The 18,393-nt window shown below is 76.5% G+C and carries 20 protein-coding genes; 17 read left to right on the top strand and 3 right to left on the bottom strand.

Annotated elements, in window-relative coordinates; all coding sequences use genetic code 11:
* The first annotated feature begins 7 nt into the window (after nucleotides 1-7).
* The 13 genes from BUB17_RS16050 to BUB17_RS15990 all read left to right on the top strand — a co-directional run bounded on the left by BUB17_RS16050 (nucleotide 8) and on the right by BUB17_RS15990 (nucleotide 12,898).
* Nucleotides 8-1,411, top strand: coding sequence for a glutamyl-tRNA reductase (locus BUB17_RS16050; protein WP_072919648.1), 1,404 nt, complete (start codon nucleotides 8-10; stop codon nucleotides 1,409-1,411).
* The gene (gene hemC, locus BUB17_RS16045) at nucleotides 1,408-2,346 is read left to right on the top strand and encodes a hydroxymethylbilane synthase (RefSeq protein ID WP_072919647.1); all 939 of its coding nucleotides are present in this window, start codon (nucleotides 1,408-1,410) and stop codon (nucleotides 2,344-2,346) included. Before BUB17_RS16050 ends, hemC begins: the two co-directional genes overlap by 4 nt.
* An 85-nt stretch (nucleotides 2,347-2,431) precedes the next feature.
* Nucleotides 2,432-3,970 carry a uroporphyrinogen-III synthase gene (locus BUB17_RS16040; protein ID WP_072919645.1) on the top strand — a complete coding sequence of 513 codons (1,539 nt, stop codon included), beginning with the start codon at nucleotides 2,432-2,434 and terminating at the stop codon, nucleotides 3,968-3,970.
* Entirely contained in the window at nucleotides 3,967-4,998 is a 1,032-nt protein-coding gene (gene hemB, locus BUB17_RS16035; RefSeq protein ID WP_072919643.1) for a porphobilinogen synthase, read from the top strand. The genes BUB17_RS16040 and hemB overlap by 4 nt, the downstream gene beginning before the upstream one ends.
* An 11-nt stretch (nucleotides 4,999-5,009) precedes the next feature.
* Entirely contained in the window at nucleotides 5,010-5,510 is a 501-nt protein-coding gene (locus BUB17_RS16030) for a hypothetical protein (protein WP_072919641.1), read from the top strand.
* Entirely contained in the window at nucleotides 5,507-6,892 is a 1,386-nt protein-coding gene (gene hemL, locus BUB17_RS16025; RefSeq protein ID WP_072919640.1) for a glutamate-1-semialdehyde 2,1-aminomutase, read from the top strand. The genes BUB17_RS16030 and hemL overlap by 4 nt, the downstream gene beginning before the upstream one ends.
* Nucleotides 6,892-7,527, top strand: a complete 636-nt coding sequence (locus BUB17_RS16020; protein ID WP_072919638.1) for a histidine phosphatase family protein — start codon at nucleotides 6,892-6,894, stop codon at nucleotides 7,525-7,527. Before hemL ends, BUB17_RS16020 begins: the two co-directional genes overlap by 1 nt.
* Nucleotides 7,524-8,099: a TlpA family protein disulfide reductase gene (locus BUB17_RS16015; protein WP_072919637.1), complete on the top strand. Its 576-nt coding sequence runs from the start codon at nucleotides 7,524-7,526 to the stop codon at nucleotides 8,097-8,099. The genes BUB17_RS16020 and BUB17_RS16015 overlap by 4 nt, the downstream gene beginning before the upstream one ends.
* The gene (locus tag BUB17_RS16010; protein ID WP_083606366.1) at nucleotides 8,099-8,923 is read left to right on the top strand and encodes a cytochrome c biogenesis CcdA family protein; all 825 of its coding nucleotides are present in this window, start codon (nucleotides 8,099-8,101) and stop codon (nucleotides 8,921-8,923) included. Before BUB17_RS16015 ends, BUB17_RS16010 begins: the two co-directional genes overlap by 1 nt.
* Nucleotides 8,920-10,596, top strand: a complete 1,677-nt coding sequence (resB, locus tag BUB17_RS16005) for a cytochrome c biogenesis protein ResB (RefSeq protein WP_072919635.1) — start codon at nucleotides 8,920-8,922, stop codon at nucleotides 10,594-10,596. The genes BUB17_RS16010 and resB overlap by 4 nt, the downstream gene beginning before the upstream one ends.
* Nucleotides 10,586-11,518, top strand: coding sequence for a c-type cytochrome biogenesis protein CcsB (gene ccsB / locus BUB17_RS16000; RefSeq protein WP_072919633.1), 933 nt, complete (start codon nucleotides 10,586-10,588; stop codon nucleotides 11,516-11,518). The genes resB and ccsB overlap by 11 nt, the downstream gene beginning before the upstream one ends.
* A 356-nt stretch (nucleotides 11,519-11,874) precedes the next feature.
* Nucleotides 11,875-12,477: a DUF6653 family protein gene (locus BUB17_RS15995; protein ID WP_141243042.1), complete on the top strand. Its 603-nt coding sequence runs from the start codon at nucleotides 11,875-11,877 to the stop codon at nucleotides 12,475-12,477.
* Between the two features lie 184 nt (nucleotides 12,478-12,661).
* A complete protein-coding gene (locus BUB17_RS15990) occupies nucleotides 12,662-12,898 on the top strand; it encodes a hypothetical protein (RefSeq protein WP_072919631.1) in 237 nt (78 codons plus the stop codon).
* A gap of 83 nt (nucleotides 12,899-12,981) precedes the next feature.
* On the opposite strand, the gene BUB17_RS15985 is transcribed toward BUB17_RS15990, so the two are convergent.
* Nucleotides 12,982-13,188, bottom strand: a complete 207-nt coding sequence (locus BUB17_RS15985) for a hypothetical protein (RefSeq protein ID WP_072919754.1) — start codon at nucleotides 13,186-13,188, stop codon at nucleotides 12,982-12,984.
* Between the two features lie 89 nt (nucleotides 13,189-13,277).
* Between BUB17_RS15985 and BUB17_RS15980 the strand changes: the two genes are divergently transcribed.
* A complete protein-coding gene (locus BUB17_RS15980) occupies nucleotides 13,278-13,724 on the top strand; it encodes an Lrp/AsnC family transcriptional regulator (RefSeq protein ID WP_072919753.1) in 447 nt (148 codons plus the stop codon).
* Nucleotides 13,708-14,022, top strand: a complete 315-nt coding sequence (locus BUB17_RS15975) for a DUF4229 domain-containing protein (RefSeq protein ID WP_072919630.1) — start codon at nucleotides 13,708-13,710, stop codon at nucleotides 14,020-14,022. The genes BUB17_RS15980 and BUB17_RS15975 overlap by 17 nt, the downstream gene beginning before the upstream one ends.
* Nucleotides 14,023-14,146: 124 nt before the next feature.
* On the opposite strand, the gene BUB17_RS15970 is transcribed toward BUB17_RS15975, so the two are convergent.
* Together BUB17_RS15970 and menE are read right to left on the bottom strand one after the other, a co-directional pair.
* Nucleotides 14,147-15,019, bottom strand: a complete 873-nt coding sequence (locus BUB17_RS15970; protein ID WP_072919628.1) for a 1,4-dihydroxy-2-naphthoate polyprenyltransferase — start codon at nucleotides 15,017-15,019, stop codon at nucleotides 14,147-14,149.
* Between the two features lie 2 nt (nucleotides 15,020-15,021).
* Complete coding sequence (gene menE / locus BUB17_RS15965; protein ID WP_072919627.1) at nucleotides 15,022-16,155, bottom strand: o-succinylbenzoate--CoA ligase; 1,134 nt, start codon at nucleotides 16,153-16,155, stop codon at nucleotides 15,022-15,024.
* Between the two features lie 144 nt (nucleotides 16,156-16,299).
* Here menE and BUB17_RS15960 point away from each other — a divergent pair, with 144 nt between their 5' ends.
* On the top strand, nucleotides 16,300-17,235 hold the full coding sequence (locus BUB17_RS15960) for an o-succinylbenzoate synthase (protein ID WP_072919625.1): 936 nt from the start codon (nucleotides 16,300-16,302) through the stop codon (nucleotides 17,233-17,235).
* A partial coding sequence (gene menD, locus BUB17_RS15955; protein WP_244277274.1) for a 2-succinyl-5-enolpyruvyl-6-hydroxy-3-cyclohexene-1-carboxylic-acid synthase occupies nucleotides 17,232-18,393 on the top strand: 1,162 nt, incomplete at its 3' end. The genes BUB17_RS15960 and menD, both read left to right, overlap by 4 nt.

Below are 18,393 nucleotides of genomic sequence, written 5' to 3'. Positions count from 1 at the left end.
AGGACTCGTGAGCCTGCTCGCCGTGGGGATCAGCCACCAGACCGCCCCCGTGGCGCTGCTCGAGCAGTTCGCGATGGGCGCCGACGACACCGTCAAGGCGCTGCACGAGCTGGTCGGCAGCGACCACGTCAGCGAGGCGATCGTGCTGGCGACCTGCAACCGGGTCGAGGTCTTCGCCGAGGTGGACCGGTTCCACGGCGGCGTCACCGACGTCAGCCGGGTGCTGGCCCGGCAGGCGGGCGCCACGGTGGAGGAGCTCTCCCCGTACGTCACCGTGCACTACGAGGACCAGGCCGTCGCGCACCTGTTCACCGTCGCCGCCGGCCTGGACTCCATGGTCGTCGGCGAGACCCAGGTCCTCGGCCAGCTGCGCAACGCCTACGCGCTGGCCCGGGAGCAGGGCACCGTGAGCCGCGCGATGCACCCGGTCGCGCAGCGGGCGCTGCGGGTCGGCAAGCGCGTCCACTCCGAGACGGGGATCGACAGGGCCGGGGCCTCCCTGGTGTCGGTCTCGCTCGACCGCGCCGAGGAGCGGATCGGCTCGCTGCAGGGCCGCCCGGTGCTCGTCGTCGGAGCCGGCTCCATGGGGGCGCTGGCCGCCACCACGCTGGCCCGCCGCGGCGCCGCCGTCACCGTCAGCAGCCGCACCCCCGCGCACGCCCAGCGGCTGGCGACGTCCGTCGAGGGCCGGGCCGCCGACCTCGCCGACCTGCCGGCGGAGATCGCCGCCGCCGACGTGCTGGTCACCTGCACCGGCGCCCGGGGCCTCGTCATCGGCACCGAGGTGGTGGCCCGGGCGATGCGGGCCAGGATCGGGACCGCCAGGCCGGACCGGCCGCTGGTCGTCATCGACCTGGCGCTGCCGCGGGACGTCGACCCCGGCGTGGCCGCGCTGCCCGGTGTGCACGTGGTCGACCTCGCGCTGCTGCAGGGCGAGCGGAACGGAGCGCTGCTGCAGGGCGCGCGGGGTGCCGACGGGCACGCGTCCGCCGGCCCGGTGGCGGCGGACGACCTCGCCGCCGCCCACGCCCTGATCGAGGCCGAGACCGCGCTGCTGCGTGCCGAGCGGCAGGCCGCCGCGGTGGCCCCGACGGTCTCCGCGCTGCGGAGCCAGGCCGCCGAGGTCGTCGACGCGGAGCTGCTGCGGCTGTCCACGCGGGTGCCCGACCTGGACGCCCGCGCCCGCACCGAGGTGGCCCGGACCGTGCACCGCGTCGTCGACAAGCTGCTGCACGAGCCGACCGTGCGGGTCAAGGAGCTGGCCAGCGCCCCCGGCGGTGTCGACTACGCCGACGCGCTGCGGGCCCTGTTCGGCCTGGGCATCGACGCCGAGGTCCTCCCGGCGCGGACCAACCTGGCCGAGGCGGTCGCCGTCGACCCCGACGAGCTGCGGCCCGGGGGCACGGCATGACGGCGACCACCACCGGCACGCTCCGGCTGGGCACCCGCGCCAGCCGGCTTGCGACCACCCAGTCGCGGACCGTCGCCGACGCGATCACCGCGGCCGGCGGCGTCCCGGTCGAGCTCGTGCCCATCAGCACCGAGGGCGACCGCTCCTCGGCCGCGATCGCCCAGCTCGGCGGCACGGGTGTCTTCGTGGCGGCGATCCGGCAGGCGCTGCTCGAGGGCACCGTCGACGTCGCCGTCCACAGCTACAAGGACCTGCCGACGCTGCCCGAGCCGGGGCTGACCATCGCCGCCATCCCGCCCCGGGAGGACCCGCGCGACGCGCTGGTCGCCCGCGACGGCCTCACCCTCGGCGAGCTGCCGTCGGGATCGAGGGTGGGCACCGGCGCCCCGCGCCGCGTCGCCCAGCTGCGCGCGCTGGGTCTGGGCCTCGAGGTGGTGCCGATCCGCGGCAACGTCGACACCCGCCTGGCCCGGGTCGTGCCGGGCGACCTGGACGCCGTCGTGCTCGCCCGCGCCGGGCTGTCCCGGCTCGGCCGGCTGTCGGCGGTCACCGAGACCCTCGACCCGCTGCAGGTCCTCCCCGCGCCGGCGCAGGGCGCGCTGGCCGTGGAGTGCCGCAGCCACGACGAGCGGACCCGGCAGCTGCTCGCCGCCCTCGACGACGCCGGCACCCGTGCCTGCGTGGTCGCCGAGCGGACGACGCTGGCGGCCCTGGAGGCCGGCTGCAGCGCGCCGGTCGCCGCCTACGCCGAGCTGGCCGAGGGCGAGGACGGCCCCGAGATGTTCCTCCGCGCCTCGGTCACCGCGCTCGACGGCAGCGACGGAGTCCGCGGCTCGATCACCGGACCGCCTCCCGAGGCCGAGCGGCTCGGCCGCGAGCTCGCCGCAGAACTCCTCGACCGGGGAGCCGCCGAGCTGATGGCGGCGTCCCGGTGAGCTGCACCCTCCGGGCCGGGCAGCAGCCCCCGGCCCCCCGTACCCCCGCACACCAGCCCGTCAGGGCCCTACCCAGGAGCACGCGATGACGCGCTTCCGCAAGCAGAACGGCGGGACGACCGGCACGGTCGTCTTCGTCGGCGCCGGCCCGGGCGACCCCGGGATGCTCACCGCCCGGGCGACCGCGGCGCTCGCCGACGCGCACGCCGTCCTCGTCGACGCCGACGTCCCGCCGGCGATCGCCGAGGCCGTCCGCGCCGACCGGCCGGAGCTCGAGCTGACCCCCGCGACCGGGGAGCCGGCGGAGGTCGCCAAGGCCGCCGTGACCGCCGCCCGGACCGGCGGCACCGTCGTCCGGCTGGTCGCCGGCGACCCGTTCACCTCCGACGCCGTGGTCAAGGAGGTGCTGGCCGTGGGCCGCACCTCGGTCGGGTTCGACGTCGTCCCCGGCGTCGCCTCGCAGACCGCCGTCCCGGCGTTCGCCGGCGTCGCGCTGGGCGGCACCTCGCTGACCGCGGACCTGCGCGGTGGCGAGGCCGACCTGACGGCGCTGGCCGCCGCAGCCAAGAGCCTGGACGCGCCGCTGGTGCTCCAGGGCAACGCCGAGGACCTCCCCGACGCCGCCGCGCGGCTGGTCGAAGGCGGACTGTCCGGCAGCACCGCGGTCGTCGTCACCACCGGCGGCTCGGGCACCGGGCAGCGGAGCGTGGTGGCCAAGCTCGCCGCCGTCGCCGAGAAGACCGCCGGGCTGGACTCCGTCAGCGGCCCGGTCGTGGCCACCGTCGGGTCGGCCGTCGACAAGCGCGCCCGGCTGTCCTGGTGGGAGAGCCGGCCGCTGTTCGGCTGGCGGGTGCTGGTGCCGCGCACCAAGGACCAGGCCGGCGAGATGAGCGACCGGCTGCGGTCGTACGGCGCCGTCCCGGTCGAGGTGCCGACCATCGCCGTGGAGCCGCCGCGCAGCCCGGCGCAGATGGACCGCGCCATCAAGGGCCTGGTCACCGGCCGCTACGGCTGGATCGTCTTCACCTCGGTCAACGCGGTGAAGGCCGTGCGCGAGAAGTTCGTCGAGCTCGGCCTGGACGCCCGCGCGTTCGCCGGCGTCAAGGTGGCCTGCGTCGGGGAGTCCACCGCCGACGCGGTGCGCGCCTTCGGCATCGTGCCGGAGCTGGTGCCCAGCGGGGAGCAGTCCAGCGAGGGCCTGCTGGCCGACTTCCCCGAGTACGACGACGTGCTCGACCCGATCGACCGGGTGCTGCTGCCCCGCGCCGACATCGCCACCGAGACCCTCGCCGCGGGCCTCAAGGAGCGCGGCTGGGAGATCGACGACGTCACCGCCTACCGCACCGTCCGGGCCGCCCCGCCGCCCGCCCCGGTGCGCGAGGCGATCAAGGGCGGCGGCTTCGACGCGGTGTGCTTCACCTCGTCGAGCACCGTGCGCAACCTGGTCGGCATCGCCGGCAAGCCGCACGCGAAGACCGTCGTGGCGGTGATCGGCCCGCAGACCGCGGCCACCGCGCAGGAGTTCGGCCTGCGGGTGGACGTCCAGCCGGAGACCGCCGCGGTGGGCCCGCTGGTGGACGCGCTGGCCGAGCACGCGCTGTCGCTGCGCGAGGCGGACGAGTGACCGGAGGCGCCAGTCCCGGGTTCGCCCGCGGGCGTCGGCTGCGGTCGACGCCCGCGCTGCGACGGCTCACCGCGCAGACGCGGCTGGCCCCGGCCGACCTCGTGCTGCCGGTGTTCGTCAAGCAGGGCATCGACGAGCCGCAGCCGATCAGCTCGATGCCCGGCGTCGTCCAGCACACGACCGAGTCGCTGCGCAAGGCCGCGCACGAGGCGGCCCAGGCCGGCATCGGCGGGCTGATCCTCTTCGGCATCCCGTCGGAGAAGGACGCCGTCGGCTCCCAGGCCGACGCCGCCGACGGCGTCGTCAACGTCGCCCTGAAGCAGCTGCGCGCCGACCTCGGCGACGAGCTGGTGCTCATGGCCGACCTGTGCCTGTGCGAGTACACCGACCACGGGCACTGCGGGCTGGTCACCCCGGCCAGGGGTGGGGTCCGGGGGCAGGGCGGGGAGCTCGTCGTCGACAACGACCCGACGCTGGACCGCTACGCCGCCGTCGCGATCGCCCAGGCCCAGGCCGGAGCGCACGTGATCGCCCCCAGCGGGATGATGGACGGCCAGGTCGCGGCCATCCGGCGGGCGCTGGACGGCGCCGCGTTCCAGGAGACGCCGATCCTGGCCTACGCCGCCAAGTACGCCTCGGGCTTCTACGGCCCGTTCCGCGAGGCGGCCGAGGGAGCGCCGCAGTTCGGCGACCGCTCGACCTACCAGATGGACCCGCCCAACGCCGACGAGGCGCTGCGCGAGGTGGCGCAGGACCTCGCCGAGGGCGCCGACGCGGTCATGGTCAAGCCGGCGCTGCCCTACCTGGACATCGTCGCCCGGGTCGCCGACGCCGTCGACGTCCCGGTCAGCGCCTACCAGGTCAGCGGCGAGTACGCGATGCTCGAGGCGGCCGCCGCGAACGGCTGGGTGGACCGGCAGCGGGCGATCCTGGAGACCCTCACCGCCATCCGCCGGGCGGGCGCGGGCACCGTGCTCACCTACTGGGCGGTGGAAGCGGCGCAGTGGTTGTCCCGCACCCGCCCCTAGCGCTAGCGCTGATGTCCTACGACGAGCCCGGGGGCTCCTGGCGGCCGTTCTGGCTGGTCGCCGGGGTCCTCGGGCTCCTCGTCGTCCTGGCCGCCGTCCTACCCGGCCCCGACCTGCCGCCGCTCGTGCGGGTCCTGGCGGTGGTCGCCGTCCTGGGCGTGGCGGGGACCGGTGTCGTCTCCGCCCGCCGTGCCTGGACGGTGCGGGTCGACGCCGCCGGCGACGAGCCGGCGCTGTCGGTCGGCCCCGAGCGCGTGCCTCTGGCCGCGGTCGACGCCGCGCACCTGCGCGCGGTCGGCGCCGGGACGGCGGGGGTGGACGCCGGCGCCCCGGTCCTCGGCGGCGGCTGGTCGCTGCCCCGCGGCCGCTCCGGTCTGCCCCTGCGCACCACTGATGGGCGCACCGTGCTCGTGCCCACCCGCGACCCCGCCGCGCTCGCCGCGGCACTGCTCGCGGCTGTGTCGGACGTCCCCGGCGGCGCGCCGGGGAGGCAGGGGACACTGGGGTCGTGACCTCGCTGGACAGCCCTCCGTACGCCTACGAGGCCCCCGCGTCGGCCGACCTGTTCGGCCGCGCGCAGCGGGTCACCCCGGGCGGGGTGAACTCGCCCGTGCGCGCCTTCGGCGCCGTCGGCGGCACCCCGCGCTTCATGGCCCAGGGCCAGGGCGCGTACCTCACCGACGCCGACGGTCGCCGCTACGTCGACCTCGTCGCCTCGTGGGGGCCGCTGATCCTCGGCCACGCCCACCCGGCGGTCGTCGAGGCGGTCACCGCCGCCGCCCGCCGCGGCCTGACGTTCGGCGCCCCCACCGAGGGCGAGGTGGAACTGGCCGAGGAGATCGTCCGCCGGATGCCCCCGGTGGAGGAGGTGCGGCTGGTCAACTCCGGCACCGAGGCGGTGCTCTCAGCGGTGCGACTGGCCCGCGGCGTCACCGGACGTCGGGTCGTCGTCAAGTTCGCCGGCTGCTACCACGGCCACGTCGACGCGCTGCTGGCCTCGGCCGGCTCCGGCGTGGCGACCCTCGGCCTGCCCGACACCCCCGGCGTCACGACCGGTGCCGCCGCCGACACCGTCGTCCTGCCCTACAACGACGCGGCCGCGGTGGAGGCCGTCTTCGCCGAGCGGGGCAGCGAGATCGCCGCGGTCATCACCGAGGCCGCGGTCGGCAACATGGGCGTCGTCCCCCCGCTGGACGGCTTCAACCAGGCGCTGCGCCGGGTCACCGCGGCGCACGGCGCGCTGCTGATCGTCGACGAGGTCATGACCGGCTTCCGCGTCTCCCGCTCCGGCTGGTACGGCCTGGACCCGGTGGACGCCGACCTGATGACCTTCGGCAAGGTCATGGGCGGCGGGCTGCCGGCCGCGGCCTTCGGCGGCCGCGCCGACCTCATGGAGCACCTGGCGCCGGCCGGGCCGGTCTACCAGGCGGGCACGCTGTCGGGGAACCCGGTCGCGGTCGCCGCGGGCCTGACCACGCTGCGGCACTGCACCCCCGAGGTCTACGCCCGCTGCGACCAGGTCGCCGTCACCCTGCGCGGAGCGGCCAGCGCCGCGCTGTTCGCCGCCGGCGTCCCGCACCGGGTCCAGCAGGCCGGCTCGATGTTCTCGGTCTTCTTCGTCCCCGACGAGCGGCAGGTGCGCGACTACGACGACGCCCGCTCGCAGGACGCCGCCCGCTACACCGCCTTCTTCCACGCCATGCTCGCCCGCGGCGTCTACCTGCCGCCCTCGGCGTTCGAGTCGTGGTTCGTCAGCGCCGCGCTCGACGACGAGGCCGTGGAGCGGGTCCTCGAGGCCCTCCCGGCTGCCGCCCGCGCCGCGGCGGCCGTCGACCCGTCGTCCGCCCCGCCGGCCGAGGAGCCGGCCGACGCCGCCACCGGGATGAGCACCTGATGGCCGAGACCACCGTCGTCCACCTGCTGCGCCACGGCGAGGTGTTCAACCCCGAGAAGGTGCTCTACGGCCGGCTGCCCGGCTACCGGCTGTCCGAGACCGGCGAGGCGATGGCGCTCGCCGCCGCGGAGTGGCTCGGCGACAAGGGGCTCACCCACGTCGTCTCCAGCCCGCTCGAGCGCGCGCAGCAGACGGCCGCGCCGATCGCCGGCAAGCTCGACCTGCCGGTCGAGACCGACGACCGGCTCATCGAGGCCGGTAACGCCTTCGAGGGGCTGCGGGTCGGTGTGGGGGACGGCGCGCTGCGCTCGCCACAGCACTGGTGGAAGCTGCGCAACCCGATGCGCCCCTCGTGGGGCGAGCCCTACGTCGAGATCGCCGCGCGGATGCTGGCCGCGGTCGAGGCCGCCCGGGACGCCGCCCGCGGCGCCGCGGCGGTCTGCGTCAGCCACCAGCTGCCGATCTGGACGCTGCGGCTGCACCTGGAGGGACGCCGCTACGCCCACGACCCGCGCCGTCGGCAGTGCGGCCTGGCCAGCATCACCTCGCTGACCTACGACGGCGACCACTTCGTGGGGCTGTCCTACGCGGAGCCCGCCGGCGCCACACCCCCCGACGCGGTGCCCGGGGCATGAGGCGAGGGCTGCTCGGCGCCCTGGTGGGTGCGCTGCTGCTCACCGGCTGCGCCACCGGCGACGGCGCCGTCGACGTCAACAACGGCGGGGAGTTCCGCTTCGTCCAGGGCACCCCGGCCGGCGAGGTCATCCCGTCCGGCGAGCGCGCCGCCGCGCCGGAGTTCTCCGGCACCCTGCTCGACGGCGGCGACTTCGACTCCACCGAGCTCGACGGCGGCATCGCGGTGGTCAACTTCTGGGGCTCCTGGTGCGCGCCGTGCCGGGTGGAGTCGCCGGAGTTCCAGGAGGTCCACGCCGAGGTGCGCGACCGGGGCGTGCAGTTCCTGGGCGTCAACGTGAAGGACACCGACCAGCTGGCCCGCGCGTTCGAGGACAGCTTCGGCATCGAGTTCCCCTCGCTGCACGACCCGCGGGGCGAGGTGGCGCTGGCGTTCCGGGACTACCCGGCCAACGCCATCCCGTCCACCATCGTGCTCGACGCGCAGGGGCGGGTGGCCGCGGTCTACACCGGCGCGGTCGCGCAGGAGGACCTGCGTGCGGTGCTCGACCTGCTGATGGCCGAGGAGGGCTGATGGGGGAGACCTTCAGCGGCCTGGTGGCCGACGGGCCGCTGCTCGTGGCCGCCGCGGTCGCCGCCCTGGTCGGGCTGGTCAGCTTCGCCTCGCCCTGCGTGCTGCCCCTGGTGCCCGGATACCTGTCCTACGTCACCGGCCTGGTCGGCTCCGGCACCCGTGCCGTGCCGGCTCCCGCACCGGCGGTCCAGGGCTCCGGCGGCACGGCGGTGGCGGTCCGCACCGACGAGCGCTCGCCCCGCGGACGGATGGTGCTCGGCGCGGTGCTGTTCGTGCTCGGCTTCACCGCCGTCTTCGTCACCATCAGCACGGCGGTCGGCGGCCTGGGCCGGCTGCTGCTGCAGTACAACGACGAGATCACCCGCGTGCTCGGCGTCGTCACCGTCCTGGTCGGGCTGGGCTTCCTCGGCTGGCTGCCGCTGCTGCAGCGCACCAGGCGGGTGGCGTTCCGGCCGGCGACCGGGCTGGCCGGGGCCCCGCTGCTCGGCGTCGTCTTCGGGCTGGGCTGGACGCCGTGCCTGGGCCCGACGCTCGCCGCGGTGCAGAACCTCGCCTTCCAGGAGGCCACCGCCGGCCGCGGCGCGCTGCTCGGGCTGGCCTACTGCCTGGGCCTGGGCGTGCCGTTCGTGCTGGTCGCGCTCGGCGCCCGCTGGGCCATGGGCGCCACGTCGTTCCTGCGCCGGCACGCGCGGGCGGTCACCCGGTTCGGCGGCGTCGTCCTCGTGGTGGTCGGCCTGCTGCTGGTCACCGGCGCCTGGACCGAGATGATGCGCTGGCTGCAGGGCTGGCTGGCCGCCAACGGCTTCGCGGAGAGCGTCCTGTGACCACCACCGCCCCGCCGCGGCCGGCTCCGGCGCCGCCGCCCCCCGCCCGACCCTCCCTCGGCACCCGCGTCCGGGGCCTGTGGCTCCGCTGGTGGCGCCGGCTGACCGCGATGCGGACGGCGATCGTCCTGCTGTTCCTGCTGGCGCTGGCGGCGATCCCGGGGTCGCTGCTGCCGCAGCGCTCGCTGAACCAGAACGCCGTCCGGCAGTACTTCGCCGACCACCCGACGCTGGCGCCGGTGCTCGACCGGCTCTACGCCTTCGACGTCTTCGGCTCGCCGTGGTTCGCCGCGGTCTACCTGCTGCTGTTCGTCTCGCTCATCGGCTGCGTCGTCCCCCGGCTGGCCGAGCACGTCCGCGCGCTGCGGGCCGCTCCGCCGCCCGCGCCGCGCCGGCTGCAGCGGCTGCCCGACTCCGCCGAGCTGGCCACCCCCCTGACCGGCCCGGCCGCCCTCGACGTGGTCGAGGAGGAGCTGCGGGTGCGGCGCTTCCGCGTCGTCCGTCGGGAGACCGGCCACGCCGACTCCGCCGGGTCCAGCGGCAACGGCCCGGAGCTCTCCGCGGAGAAGGGCTTCTGGAAGGAGACCGGCAACCTGCTGTTCCACCTGTCCCTGGTGGCGCTGCTGCTCGGCCTGGCCGGCGGCAAGCTGTGGGGCTACGAGGGCAGCATCCTGGTCACCGAGGGCCAGGGCTTCTGCAACGCCTTCCAGCAGTACGACACGCACTCCTCGGGCGCGCTGGTCGACAGCGGTGACCTCAGCCCGCTCTGCATCGACCTCGAGGACTTCCGCGCGGAGTACGAGGAGGACCTGACCGCGGCCTCCTACACCGCCGACATCCGCTACGGCGGCCCCGGCGAGGAGGGGGAGCCGGCGACCATCGGCGTCAACGACCCGCTCCGGCTCGACGGCGACCGGGTGTACGTCACCGGCCACGGCTACGCGCCGCGGTTCACCGTCACCCTGGCCGACGGGACGGCGTTCACCGACGTCTCGGCGCCGTTCCTGCCCTCGGACCAGACGACGATGTCCAGCGAGGGCGCGCTCAAGCTGCCCGACCTCGGCGCCGGCGTGGAGGACCAGCTGGCCCTCGAGGGCTTCTTCGCCCCGACCGGGCTGATGCAGGGCGGCGTGCTGACCTCGATCGACCCGCGGCCGCTGAACCCGCAGGTGGCGGTCCTGGCCTACCAGGGCTACCTCGGCCTGGACTCCGGCCTGCCGCAGTCGGTCTACTCCCTCGACGCCAGCCAGATCGAGCGCGGCCGGCTCGCCGAGGTCGGCCGGGCCAACCTGGCGGTCGGCGAGACGCTCACCCTCCCCGACGGGACGGCGATCACCTTCACCGGCGTCTCGCAGTTCGCCGCGCTGCAGTTCTCCCACGACCCCGGCCAGGTGTGGGTGCTCGCCGCCGCGATCGCCCTGCTGGTCGGCCTGCTCGCGCTGCTCCTGCTGCGCCGTGAGCGCTTCTTCGCCCGCGTCGGCCCGGCCCCCGACGGCGGCGGTACCGTGCTGTCGGTCGGTTCGCTGACGCGGGGTGGCGGCGAGAGCGCCACGTCCTTCGCCGAGCTGACCGGGCGGCTGCGGGCCGCGCTCGACGAGCGTTCCCCGACCCCCTCCGCCCCGCCGTCCGGCGGGGCCGCACCGGAACCGGAGGTCCCCCCGAGTGACCGTTGACCCGTCGCTGGCCGAGCTGTCGGACAGGCTGTTCTCGATCGCCGTCGCGCTCTACTCGGTCGCCGTCGTGGCGTTCTCCGCGCAGCTGGCGTTCGGCCGGCGCCCGGCGCGCCAGCTGGTCCCCGCCGGGTCCGGCGGTGCGGGTGCGCCTGCCGCCCCGCCCCGCACCGACCGCTGGGGGCTGGCCGGGCTGGCGGTCACCGTCCTCGGCGCCGCCGTGCACGCCGGTGTGCTGGTCACCCGCGGGATGGCCGCCGACCGGCTGCCCTGGGGCAACATGTACGAGTTCGCCACGGCCGTCGTCCTCGTCGGCGTGGTCGTCTACCTGGTGCTGGCCGTCCGCATCCCGGCCGTCCGCGACATCGGCGCCTTCGTGCTCGCGCCGGTCGTCATCTCCCTGGTCGCCACCGGGCTGTTCCTCTACACCGAGACCGGACCGCTGGTCGCCGCGCTGCGCTCGAGCTGGCTGGCCGTGCACGTCTCGACGGCCATCCTCGGCTTCGGCATCTTCTTCGTCAGCGGCATCGCCAGCGTGCTCTACCTGCTGAAGCTGCGCTCCGACGCCCGCGGCGCGGAGGCCGAGGGCACGTTCCTCTCCCGGCTGCCCGGTGCGGTCACCCTCGACCGGGTGGCCCACCGCACCGCGGTCTTCGGCTTCCCGATCTGGACCTTCGCCGTCATCGCCGGGGCCATCTGGGCGGAGAGCGCCTGGGGCCGGTACTGGGGCTGGGACCCCAAGGAGACCTGGGCGTTCATCGCCTGGGTCGTCTACGCCGGCTACCTGCACGCGCGGACGACGGCCGGCTGGCGGGGGCGCCCGGCCGCGTGGGTCGACGTCGTCGGCCTGGCCGTCATGGTCTTCAACCTGCTCTACGTGAACATGGTCTCGACCGGCCTGCACAGCTACGGCGGGCTGGACTGAGAAAGGACCCCGTCCTCCCCACCCCTCGCGAGCTCGGGGCGGGACCCGGGACGGGGCCGCCGGACCCGTTCGCGACCCCAGGCTGAGGCCTGGACGGGGTGGATCGCCCTGCGGACGGGGTGCCACGGCCACACGTCCCGCCCTCCCGGCACCCCGCCGGGGGTTCCCCGCCCGGCCGCACCGGCGGAGCATTCCCTCCGCGCGACACCCCGCCGGCGTGCGCGAGCGACTCCGCCGAGGAGGAACTGCGCCGGACCCGGGTGCTCGATCGAGGAGGCAGCGCCATGGCCAGGACGAGCGGGCGGAGCGGCACGACGGCGGGCAGTGCTCCCGGGGCACCGCGTCCTCGTCTTCCGGTGGCCGGCCGGCGGGGGACCGGTGCCGCGCCCGGAGGGGACGGCGCGGCCGGAACCACCCCGTCGCCCGACGCCGTCACGACCGACGCCGTCACGACCGACGCCCGGCTGGCGGCGCTGTTCGGCCTGCGAGGCGACGGCTGGCTGCGGCACGCCAACCCGGTGAGCGTCTGGGTCCGGTTCGCCGTCGTGCCGCTGATCGTCCTGTCGATCTGGAGCCGGCGGTGGATCGGGCCGCGGTCGCTGCTGCCCCTCGCTGCGTCGCTGGTCTTCATGGTGGTCGAGCCGCTGCTGTTCCCCCCGCCGCGGTCGACCCGGAACTGGGCGTCGAGAGGAGTGTTCGGCGAGCGCATCTGGGCCGACCGGAACGTGGTCGACCTCCCGGAGCAGTTCCGGTCGACCGCCGTCCCGAACACCACCTATGCGTTCCAGTTCGCCGGGCTGGCCGTCCTGGCCCGCGGCCTGGTCGTGTTCGACCTGAAGTCCGTCGTCGGGGGGCTCCTCCTCGTGCAGTGCGCCAAGGCCTGGTTCATCGACCGGATGGTGCTGCTGTTCGGGACGATGGCCGAGCGGGACCCGCGGTACGCCTCCTGGGAGTACTGACCGGGGCATCCGCGGGGGCAGGGGCCGGTGAGCGCGCCGTCCCGTTCGTCACACGAGGTGACACGGGCCTCCCGTACCGGCGGCGTGTCGGTGACACGCCGGACGCGGCCGTGCTTCCATGCCCCCATGTCGCGCCGGAGGGGAGCTCCCCGTGGGTAGGCACTCTGCTCTCGAGGGGGCCGCGGTGGACCCCGTGGTGGCCGCCGCACTCGCGCAGCGGTCGGCGGACGTGCCGGCCGGCCGGCACGGCGAGCCGCGTGCCGAGGGCACCGAGAGCGGCCTGGGTTGGCCGGGTGACCCGACGACGCACGAGGGCCTGGGCTGGCCCGGCGGGATCTCCGACCAGGCCCCTCAGGCCGCGTCGGACGCCGGGCAGCCGCAGATACGCCGCGGGTGGCGGCGCCTCTTCCGCGCCGCGTGAGGGAGGACCCGTACTCCCCACCCTTCGCGGGCCCAGGGCGGGATCCTGGCCGAGGCCGCGCTCGGGCCTGGGCGTTCGAGGCGCTACGCGGGAGAGCCGTCGTCGCGCCGGGTGCGGCGCTCCAGCTCGCGCAGGAACTCCGGGTCGTCGTCGGGCGCCACCGGGGGGACGGCGCGCTGCGGCCGCGGCCGCCTCGGCGCACGGACCCCGCCGGGACCGCCCTTCTCGGCCGCGCGCAGCACCAGCACCACGACGGCGATCGCCACCACCAGCACCACCACCAAGGCCATCGCGGCCACCCCCTCGATCGAGCCCGAGTGTCCTCCACAGTACGTGCGCGGGCGATACTCGACCGCGCACACGGCGAGAGGAGTGCGCCATCGACGCCGTCGACCAGCAGCTGATCGACCTGCTGCGTGCCAACGGGCGGGCGAGCTACGCCGAGCTGGCCCGGCGGGTGGGCCTCTCCTCCCCCGCGGTGCACGAGCGGGTCGGCAAGCTGGAGGCCGCCGGGGTCATCACCGGCTACCGGGCGATCGTGGACCCCGCGGCGGTGGGCCTGGGGGTCACCGCGCTGGTGGGCGTGATCGAGAGCGACTCGGTCGACGAGACCGGGATCGAGGAGGCGCTGGCCGCGATGCCCGAGGTCGAGGACTGCTGGCGGGTCGCCGGCAGCGAGGGCTACGTGCTGAAGGTCCGGGTGACCGACATCGCGGCACTGGAGACCACCATCAGCGCGTTGAACCGGATCAGAGGCGTCGCCCGCACGCGGACGACGGTCGTGTTGAGCACCAAGTGGGAGGGCCGTCATGGCGGAGAGGGTTGAGCCGGCGGTGCCCGGCGCGCCGACCGGGGGGCCGGCAGCGCCGCCCAGGATCGCGCCCTGGTTGGTGGTGTACACGATCGGCCGGCTGGCCATCGCCGCCGCGTTGGTCCTGCTGCTGTGGCTGCTGGGGCTGGACTTCTGGTCCGGTGCCCTCTTCGGGCTGCTGCTGTCGATGCCGGTCTCGTACCTGCTGCTGCGCTCCTCGCGCGAGCGGCTCACCGAGGGCCTGGCCGCGCGCAGCGTCGCGCGGCAGCAGGCCAAGGCCGCGCGGGAGGCGCGCCTGACCGGCGAGGGCTGACCGACCCTCCCGGGCCGGCCCCGTCCAGAGGCTCGCCGCCGGCCCCGTCCAGGGCACCGCCCCGAGCGGAGCGAGGGGTGGGGAGGACGGGGTCCTTCCACGGTGAGGAGGACGGGGTCCTTCTTCAGCCGCTGAGGGCCAGCCCCGCGCCGAGCAGCACGCCGGTGACCAGGGTGAGCAACCCGGTGCCCTGCAGCGCCGCGATCAGCGCCGGTCCGCGCCCGCCGGAGAGCACGGTGCGCACGGGTGGCACGGCCAGCGGGACGGCGAGCAGCGCCAGCAGGGCCCAAGGTCGGACCACGCCGATCGCGACGACGACCGCGAACGCCCCCGCCGGCAGCGCCGCGAAGGCGATCCGGGTGCCGCGGTCGCCGAGCAGCACGGCCAGCGTGCGCTTGCCGACGGCGGCGTCGCCCTCGATGTCGCGCAGGTTGTTCACCACCAGCAGCGCCACCGACAGCAGGCCGATCGGCACCGAGGCCGCGACGGCCAGCCCGTCGACCGAGCCGGTCTGGACGAACGTCGTCCCCACGACGGCGACCAGGCCGAAGAAGACGAAGACGAACACCTCGCCCAGCGCCCGGTAGCCGTAGGGGAGCGGGCCGCCGGTGTAGGTCCAGGCCGCGGCGATGCAGGCCGCGCCGACCGCGACCAGCCACCAGCTCGACAACGCTGCCAGCGCCAGCCCGGCGAGCCCGGCGACGGCGAACGAGGCCAGCGCCGCGCCGAGCACCTGCCGCGGGGTCGCCGCGCCCGAGCCGACCAGCCGCATCGGGCCCACCCGGACGGCGTCGCTGCCGCGCACCCCGTCGGAGTGGTCGTTGGCGTAGTTGACCGCCACCTGCAGCGCCAGGGCGACCAGCAGGGCCAGCAGCGCGGTCAGCGGCCGGAAGCCGTCGAGGGCCGCGGCGGCGCCGGTGCCCACGAGCACGGGAGCCAGGGCCGCGGGCAGCGTGCGGGGTCGGGCACCGGCCAGCCACTGGGCGGGGGTCGCCACGGTCAGGACCTCCCGTCGAGGATCGCGGCGGCGACACCCTGGCGGTCGGGCTTGCCGGTGTGCAGGGTCGGGACGGCGGCGATGCGGTGCAGCTCCCGCGGCGCGGCGGGCCCACCCAGTCGCGCGGTGACCCAGGGGCGCAGCGCGGCCAGGTCGGGCTCCGCGCCGGGTGCCGGCACGACCGCGGCGACCACCCGCTGGCCCCACTCCTCGTCCGGCCGGCCGAAGACGACGGCGTCGGCGACGTCCGGGTGCTGGCGCAGCACCGCCTCGACCGCCTGCGGCGCGACGTTGACCCCGCCGGTGACGACGACGTCGTCCAGCCGGCCGTGCACGGTCAGCCGGCCGGCGTCGTCGAGAGAACCGGCGTCGCGGGTGCGGAACCAGCCGTCGGGAAAGGCCGTGGCGGTGCCCTCGGGGTCGAGCCGGTAGCCGGTCGCGAGCACCGGCCCGGCGAGCTCGATCCCGCCGTCGGCGACGCGCACCCGCACGCCGTCCAGCGGCTCGCCGTCGTACACGCAGCCGCCGGCGGTCTCGGTCATCCCGTAGGTGGTCACGACGGCGACGTGCTCCTTCCGGACCCGGGCCAGCAGCGCCGCATCCGTGGCCGCGCCGCCGACCAGGATCGCGTCGAAGGCGCGCAGCGCGGCGGGTTCGGCATCGAGGTACCGGCGCAGCTGGGTGGGCACCATCGAGGTGTAGCGCCGGCCGGCCGGCATCCGGGCGACAGCGGCGGCCAGCGGCTCCCCGGAGGCGAGCACGGCCGGGTCGGTGCCGCCCAGGATCGAGCGGCAGAGGACCTGCAGGCCGGCGATCGCCGAGACCGGCAGCGCGAGCAGCCAGGCGCCCGCGCCGCCCAGCCGGCGCAGCGTGGCCTCGCCCGACGCGCGCACCGCGGCCGCCGGCAGCAGTACGCCGCGGCCGCCACCGGTCGAGCCGGAGGTGACGACGACGAGGTCCGCGCCGTCCTCGAGGGGCACCTCGGGGCGCAGCACCCACCGGGCGGCCTCGAGGGCAGGCGGCGGGCCCGCGGGCAGCACCGCGAGCGGCGCCGTGCCGTCCAGGGCGGCTCGCAGCTGTGGCAGGAGCGCGAGGGGGTCGGCCGGCGCGGGCACGAGGGTCAGGTGCCGGGGCACGAGGTCCGAGAGTAGGGACCCTCCTGCCCCCGTGGAGGACCCCCTTGCCCACCCGCCACCCGCACGCTCGCGGCGGGCTCCCGCACGGGGGCCGGTAGGGCTCGCGGCGGGACCCTGCAGCGGGGCCGAACTACGCTTGCTGCCGTGATCGACACCGACGGGGCGCGGGTCTGGTCGGTGCCGATGCGGATGCGGTTCCGCGGCATCGACGTCCGTGACGGCGTGCTGGTGCGCGGGCCGGCCGGGTGGGGCGAGTTCTCCCCGTTCTGGGACTACGACGTGACCGAGAGCCGCCGCTGGTGGGCCGCGGCGGTCGAGGCGGCCTGCGACGGCTGGCCGGCGCCGGTGCGCGACGCCGTGCCGGTGAACGTCACCGTCCCCGCCGTCGACCCCGAGCGGGCGCACGCGATCGTGACCGCCTCGCGCTGCCGGACGGCGAAGGTCAAGGTCGCCGAGCCGGGCCAGACCGCGGCCGACGACCTGGCCCGGGTCGAGGCGGTGCGCGACGCCCTCGGCCGGGACGGCGCCATCCGGGTCGACGCGAACGCCGCCTGGGACGTCGACACCGCCGCCGCCCGGATCCGCGAGCTGGACCGGGTCGGCCTGGAGTACGTCGAGCAGCCGTGCGCGTCGCTGTCGGAGCTGGCCGTGCTGCGCCGCCGGGTCGGCGTCCGGGTCGCCGCCGACGAGGTGGTCCGGCGCGCGGCCGACCCGCTGCGGGTGGACCTCCGCGAGGCGGCGGACGTCGTCGTCCTCAAGGTGCAGCCGCTCGGCGGTGTCCGCGCAGCGCTCGAGGTGGCCGGCGCGCACGGCCTGCCGTGCGTCGTCTCCTCGGCGCTGGAGTCCTCGGTGGGCATCGCCGCCGGCGTGGCGCTGGCCGCCGCGCTGCCGGAGCTGCCGTTCGCCTGCGGGCTGGCCACCGTCGCACTGCTGGACGGCGACGTCACCAGCGACCCGCTGCTGCCCGTGGAGGGTGCGCTCCCGGTGCGCGCCGTGACACCCGACCGGCTGGCCGACGTCGCCGCCGGCCCGGAGGTCGAGGCGCGCTGGCGGGCACGGCTGGCCGCGGTGCGCGGGTGAACCCCTCCACCGCCCTCGCGCGGGTGCTCGTCGACGAGCTGGTCCGCGGCGGGGTCACCGACGCCGTGGTGGCGCCCGGCTCCCGCTCCGCGCCGGTCGCGCTGGCGCTGGCCGACGCCGAGCGCGACGGCCGACTCACCCTGCACGTGCGCATCGACGAGCGGACGGCGGCCTTCCTCGCGCTGGGCCTGGCCAAGGCGTCCGGGCGGCCGGTCCCGGTGCTGACCACTTCCGGGACGGCGACCGCGCACCTGCACGCCGCCGTGCTCGAGGCCGACGCCGCCGGGGTGCCGCTGCTGGCGCTGACCGCCGACCGGCCGCCGGAGCTGCGCGACACCGGCGCCAACCAGACCATCGCCCAGCCCGGCCTCTACGGGGGCGCGGTGCGGGCGGCGGTCGACGTCGGCGTGCCCGAGGTCGGCCGCGAGGAGGCGCAGAACCGGTACTGGCGCTCGCTGGCGGCCAAGGCGCTGCTCACCGCGCGCGGCGCACTCTCCGGCGACCCGGGCCCGGTGCACCTCAACCTGCCGCTCCGCGAGCCGCTGCTGCCCGAGGACGCCGGCGTGCGCACCACCGGCCCGTGGTCCGGCCGGCCGGACGGTGCCCCGTGGACCGACGGCTCGGTGCCCGCACCGCCGCGGCCGGCCGATCCCGGCCCGGCCCGCACGCTGGTCGTCGTCGGGGACGCCCCGCCCCCGCTGGGCCGGGCAGCGGCCGAGCTGGCCGGCGCGCAGGGCTGGCCCGTGGTCGCCGAGCCGTCGAGCGGCGCCTGGGCGGGATCCGTGCGCGGCGGCGCGCTGCTGCTCGGGGTGCCCGGCTGGCTGGCCGCGCACCGGCCCGACCGGGTGCTGGTGGTCGGCCGGCCGACGCTGTCCCGGCCGGTGTCGGCGTTGCTCGCCGACCCCGCCGTCCGGGTGGAGACCGTGTCCGCCGCCCCGCACTGGCCCGACGCCGGCCGCTCGACGACCTGGGTGGGCGCGCTGCCGACCGCCGGCGACCCGGCCGACGCGGCATGGCGCGAGGCTGGTTTCCCGGGCGACACCGCGTGGCGGGACGCTGGTTTCCCGGGCGACACCGCGTGGCGGGACGCTGGCTCCCCGGGCGACACCGCGTGGCGGGACGCTGGCTCCCCGGGCGACACCGCGTGGCGGGACGCTG

This window comes from Geodermatophilus obscurus (assembly GCF_900143215.1).
In the GTDB taxonomy this organism is placed as follows: Bacteria; Actinomycetota; Actinomycetes; order Mycobacteriales; family Geodermatophilaceae; genus Geodermatophilus; species Geodermatophilus obscurus_A.
The sequence above is the reverse complement of the archived record's forward strand: the minus strand, read 5'-3'. Positions and strand labels throughout refer to the sequence as shown.

Excerpts from the sequence above, each read along its gene's own strand:
- BUB17_RS15975 (WP_072919630.1), top strand. The coding sequence starts at position 13,708 with ATGGCGGAGAGGGTTGAGCCGGCGGTGCCCGGCGCGCCGACCGGGGGG.
- BUB17_RS16040 (WP_072919645.1), top strand. The coding sequence starts at position 2,432 with ATGACGCGCTTCCGCAAGCAGAACGGCGGGACGACCGGCACGGTCGTC.
- BUB17_RS16015 (WP_072919637.1), top strand. The coding sequence starts at position 7,524 with ATGAGGCGAGGGCTGCTCGGCGCCCTGGTGGGTGCGCTGCTGCTCACC.
- BUB17_RS15985 (WP_072919754.1), bottom strand. The coding sequence starts at position 13,188 with ATGGCCTTGGTGGTGGTGCTGGTGGTGGCGATCGCCGTCGTGGTGCTG.
- hemC (WP_072919647.1), top strand. The coding sequence starts at position 1,408 with ATGACGGCGACCACCACCGGCACGCTCCGGCTGGGCACCCGCGCCAGC.
- BUB17_RS16030 (WP_072919641.1), top strand. The coding sequence starts at position 5,010 with ATGTCCTACGACGAGCCCGGGGGCTCCTGGCGGCCGTTCTGGCTGGTC.
- BUB17_RS16020 (WP_072919638.1), top strand. The coding sequence starts at position 6,892 with ATGGCCGAGACCACCGTCGTCCACCTGCTGCGCCACGGCGAGGTGTTC.
- BUB17_RS16010 (WP_083606366.1), top strand. The coding sequence starts at position 8,099 with ATGGGGGAGACCTTCAGCGGCCTGGTGGCCGACGGGCCGCTGCTCGTG.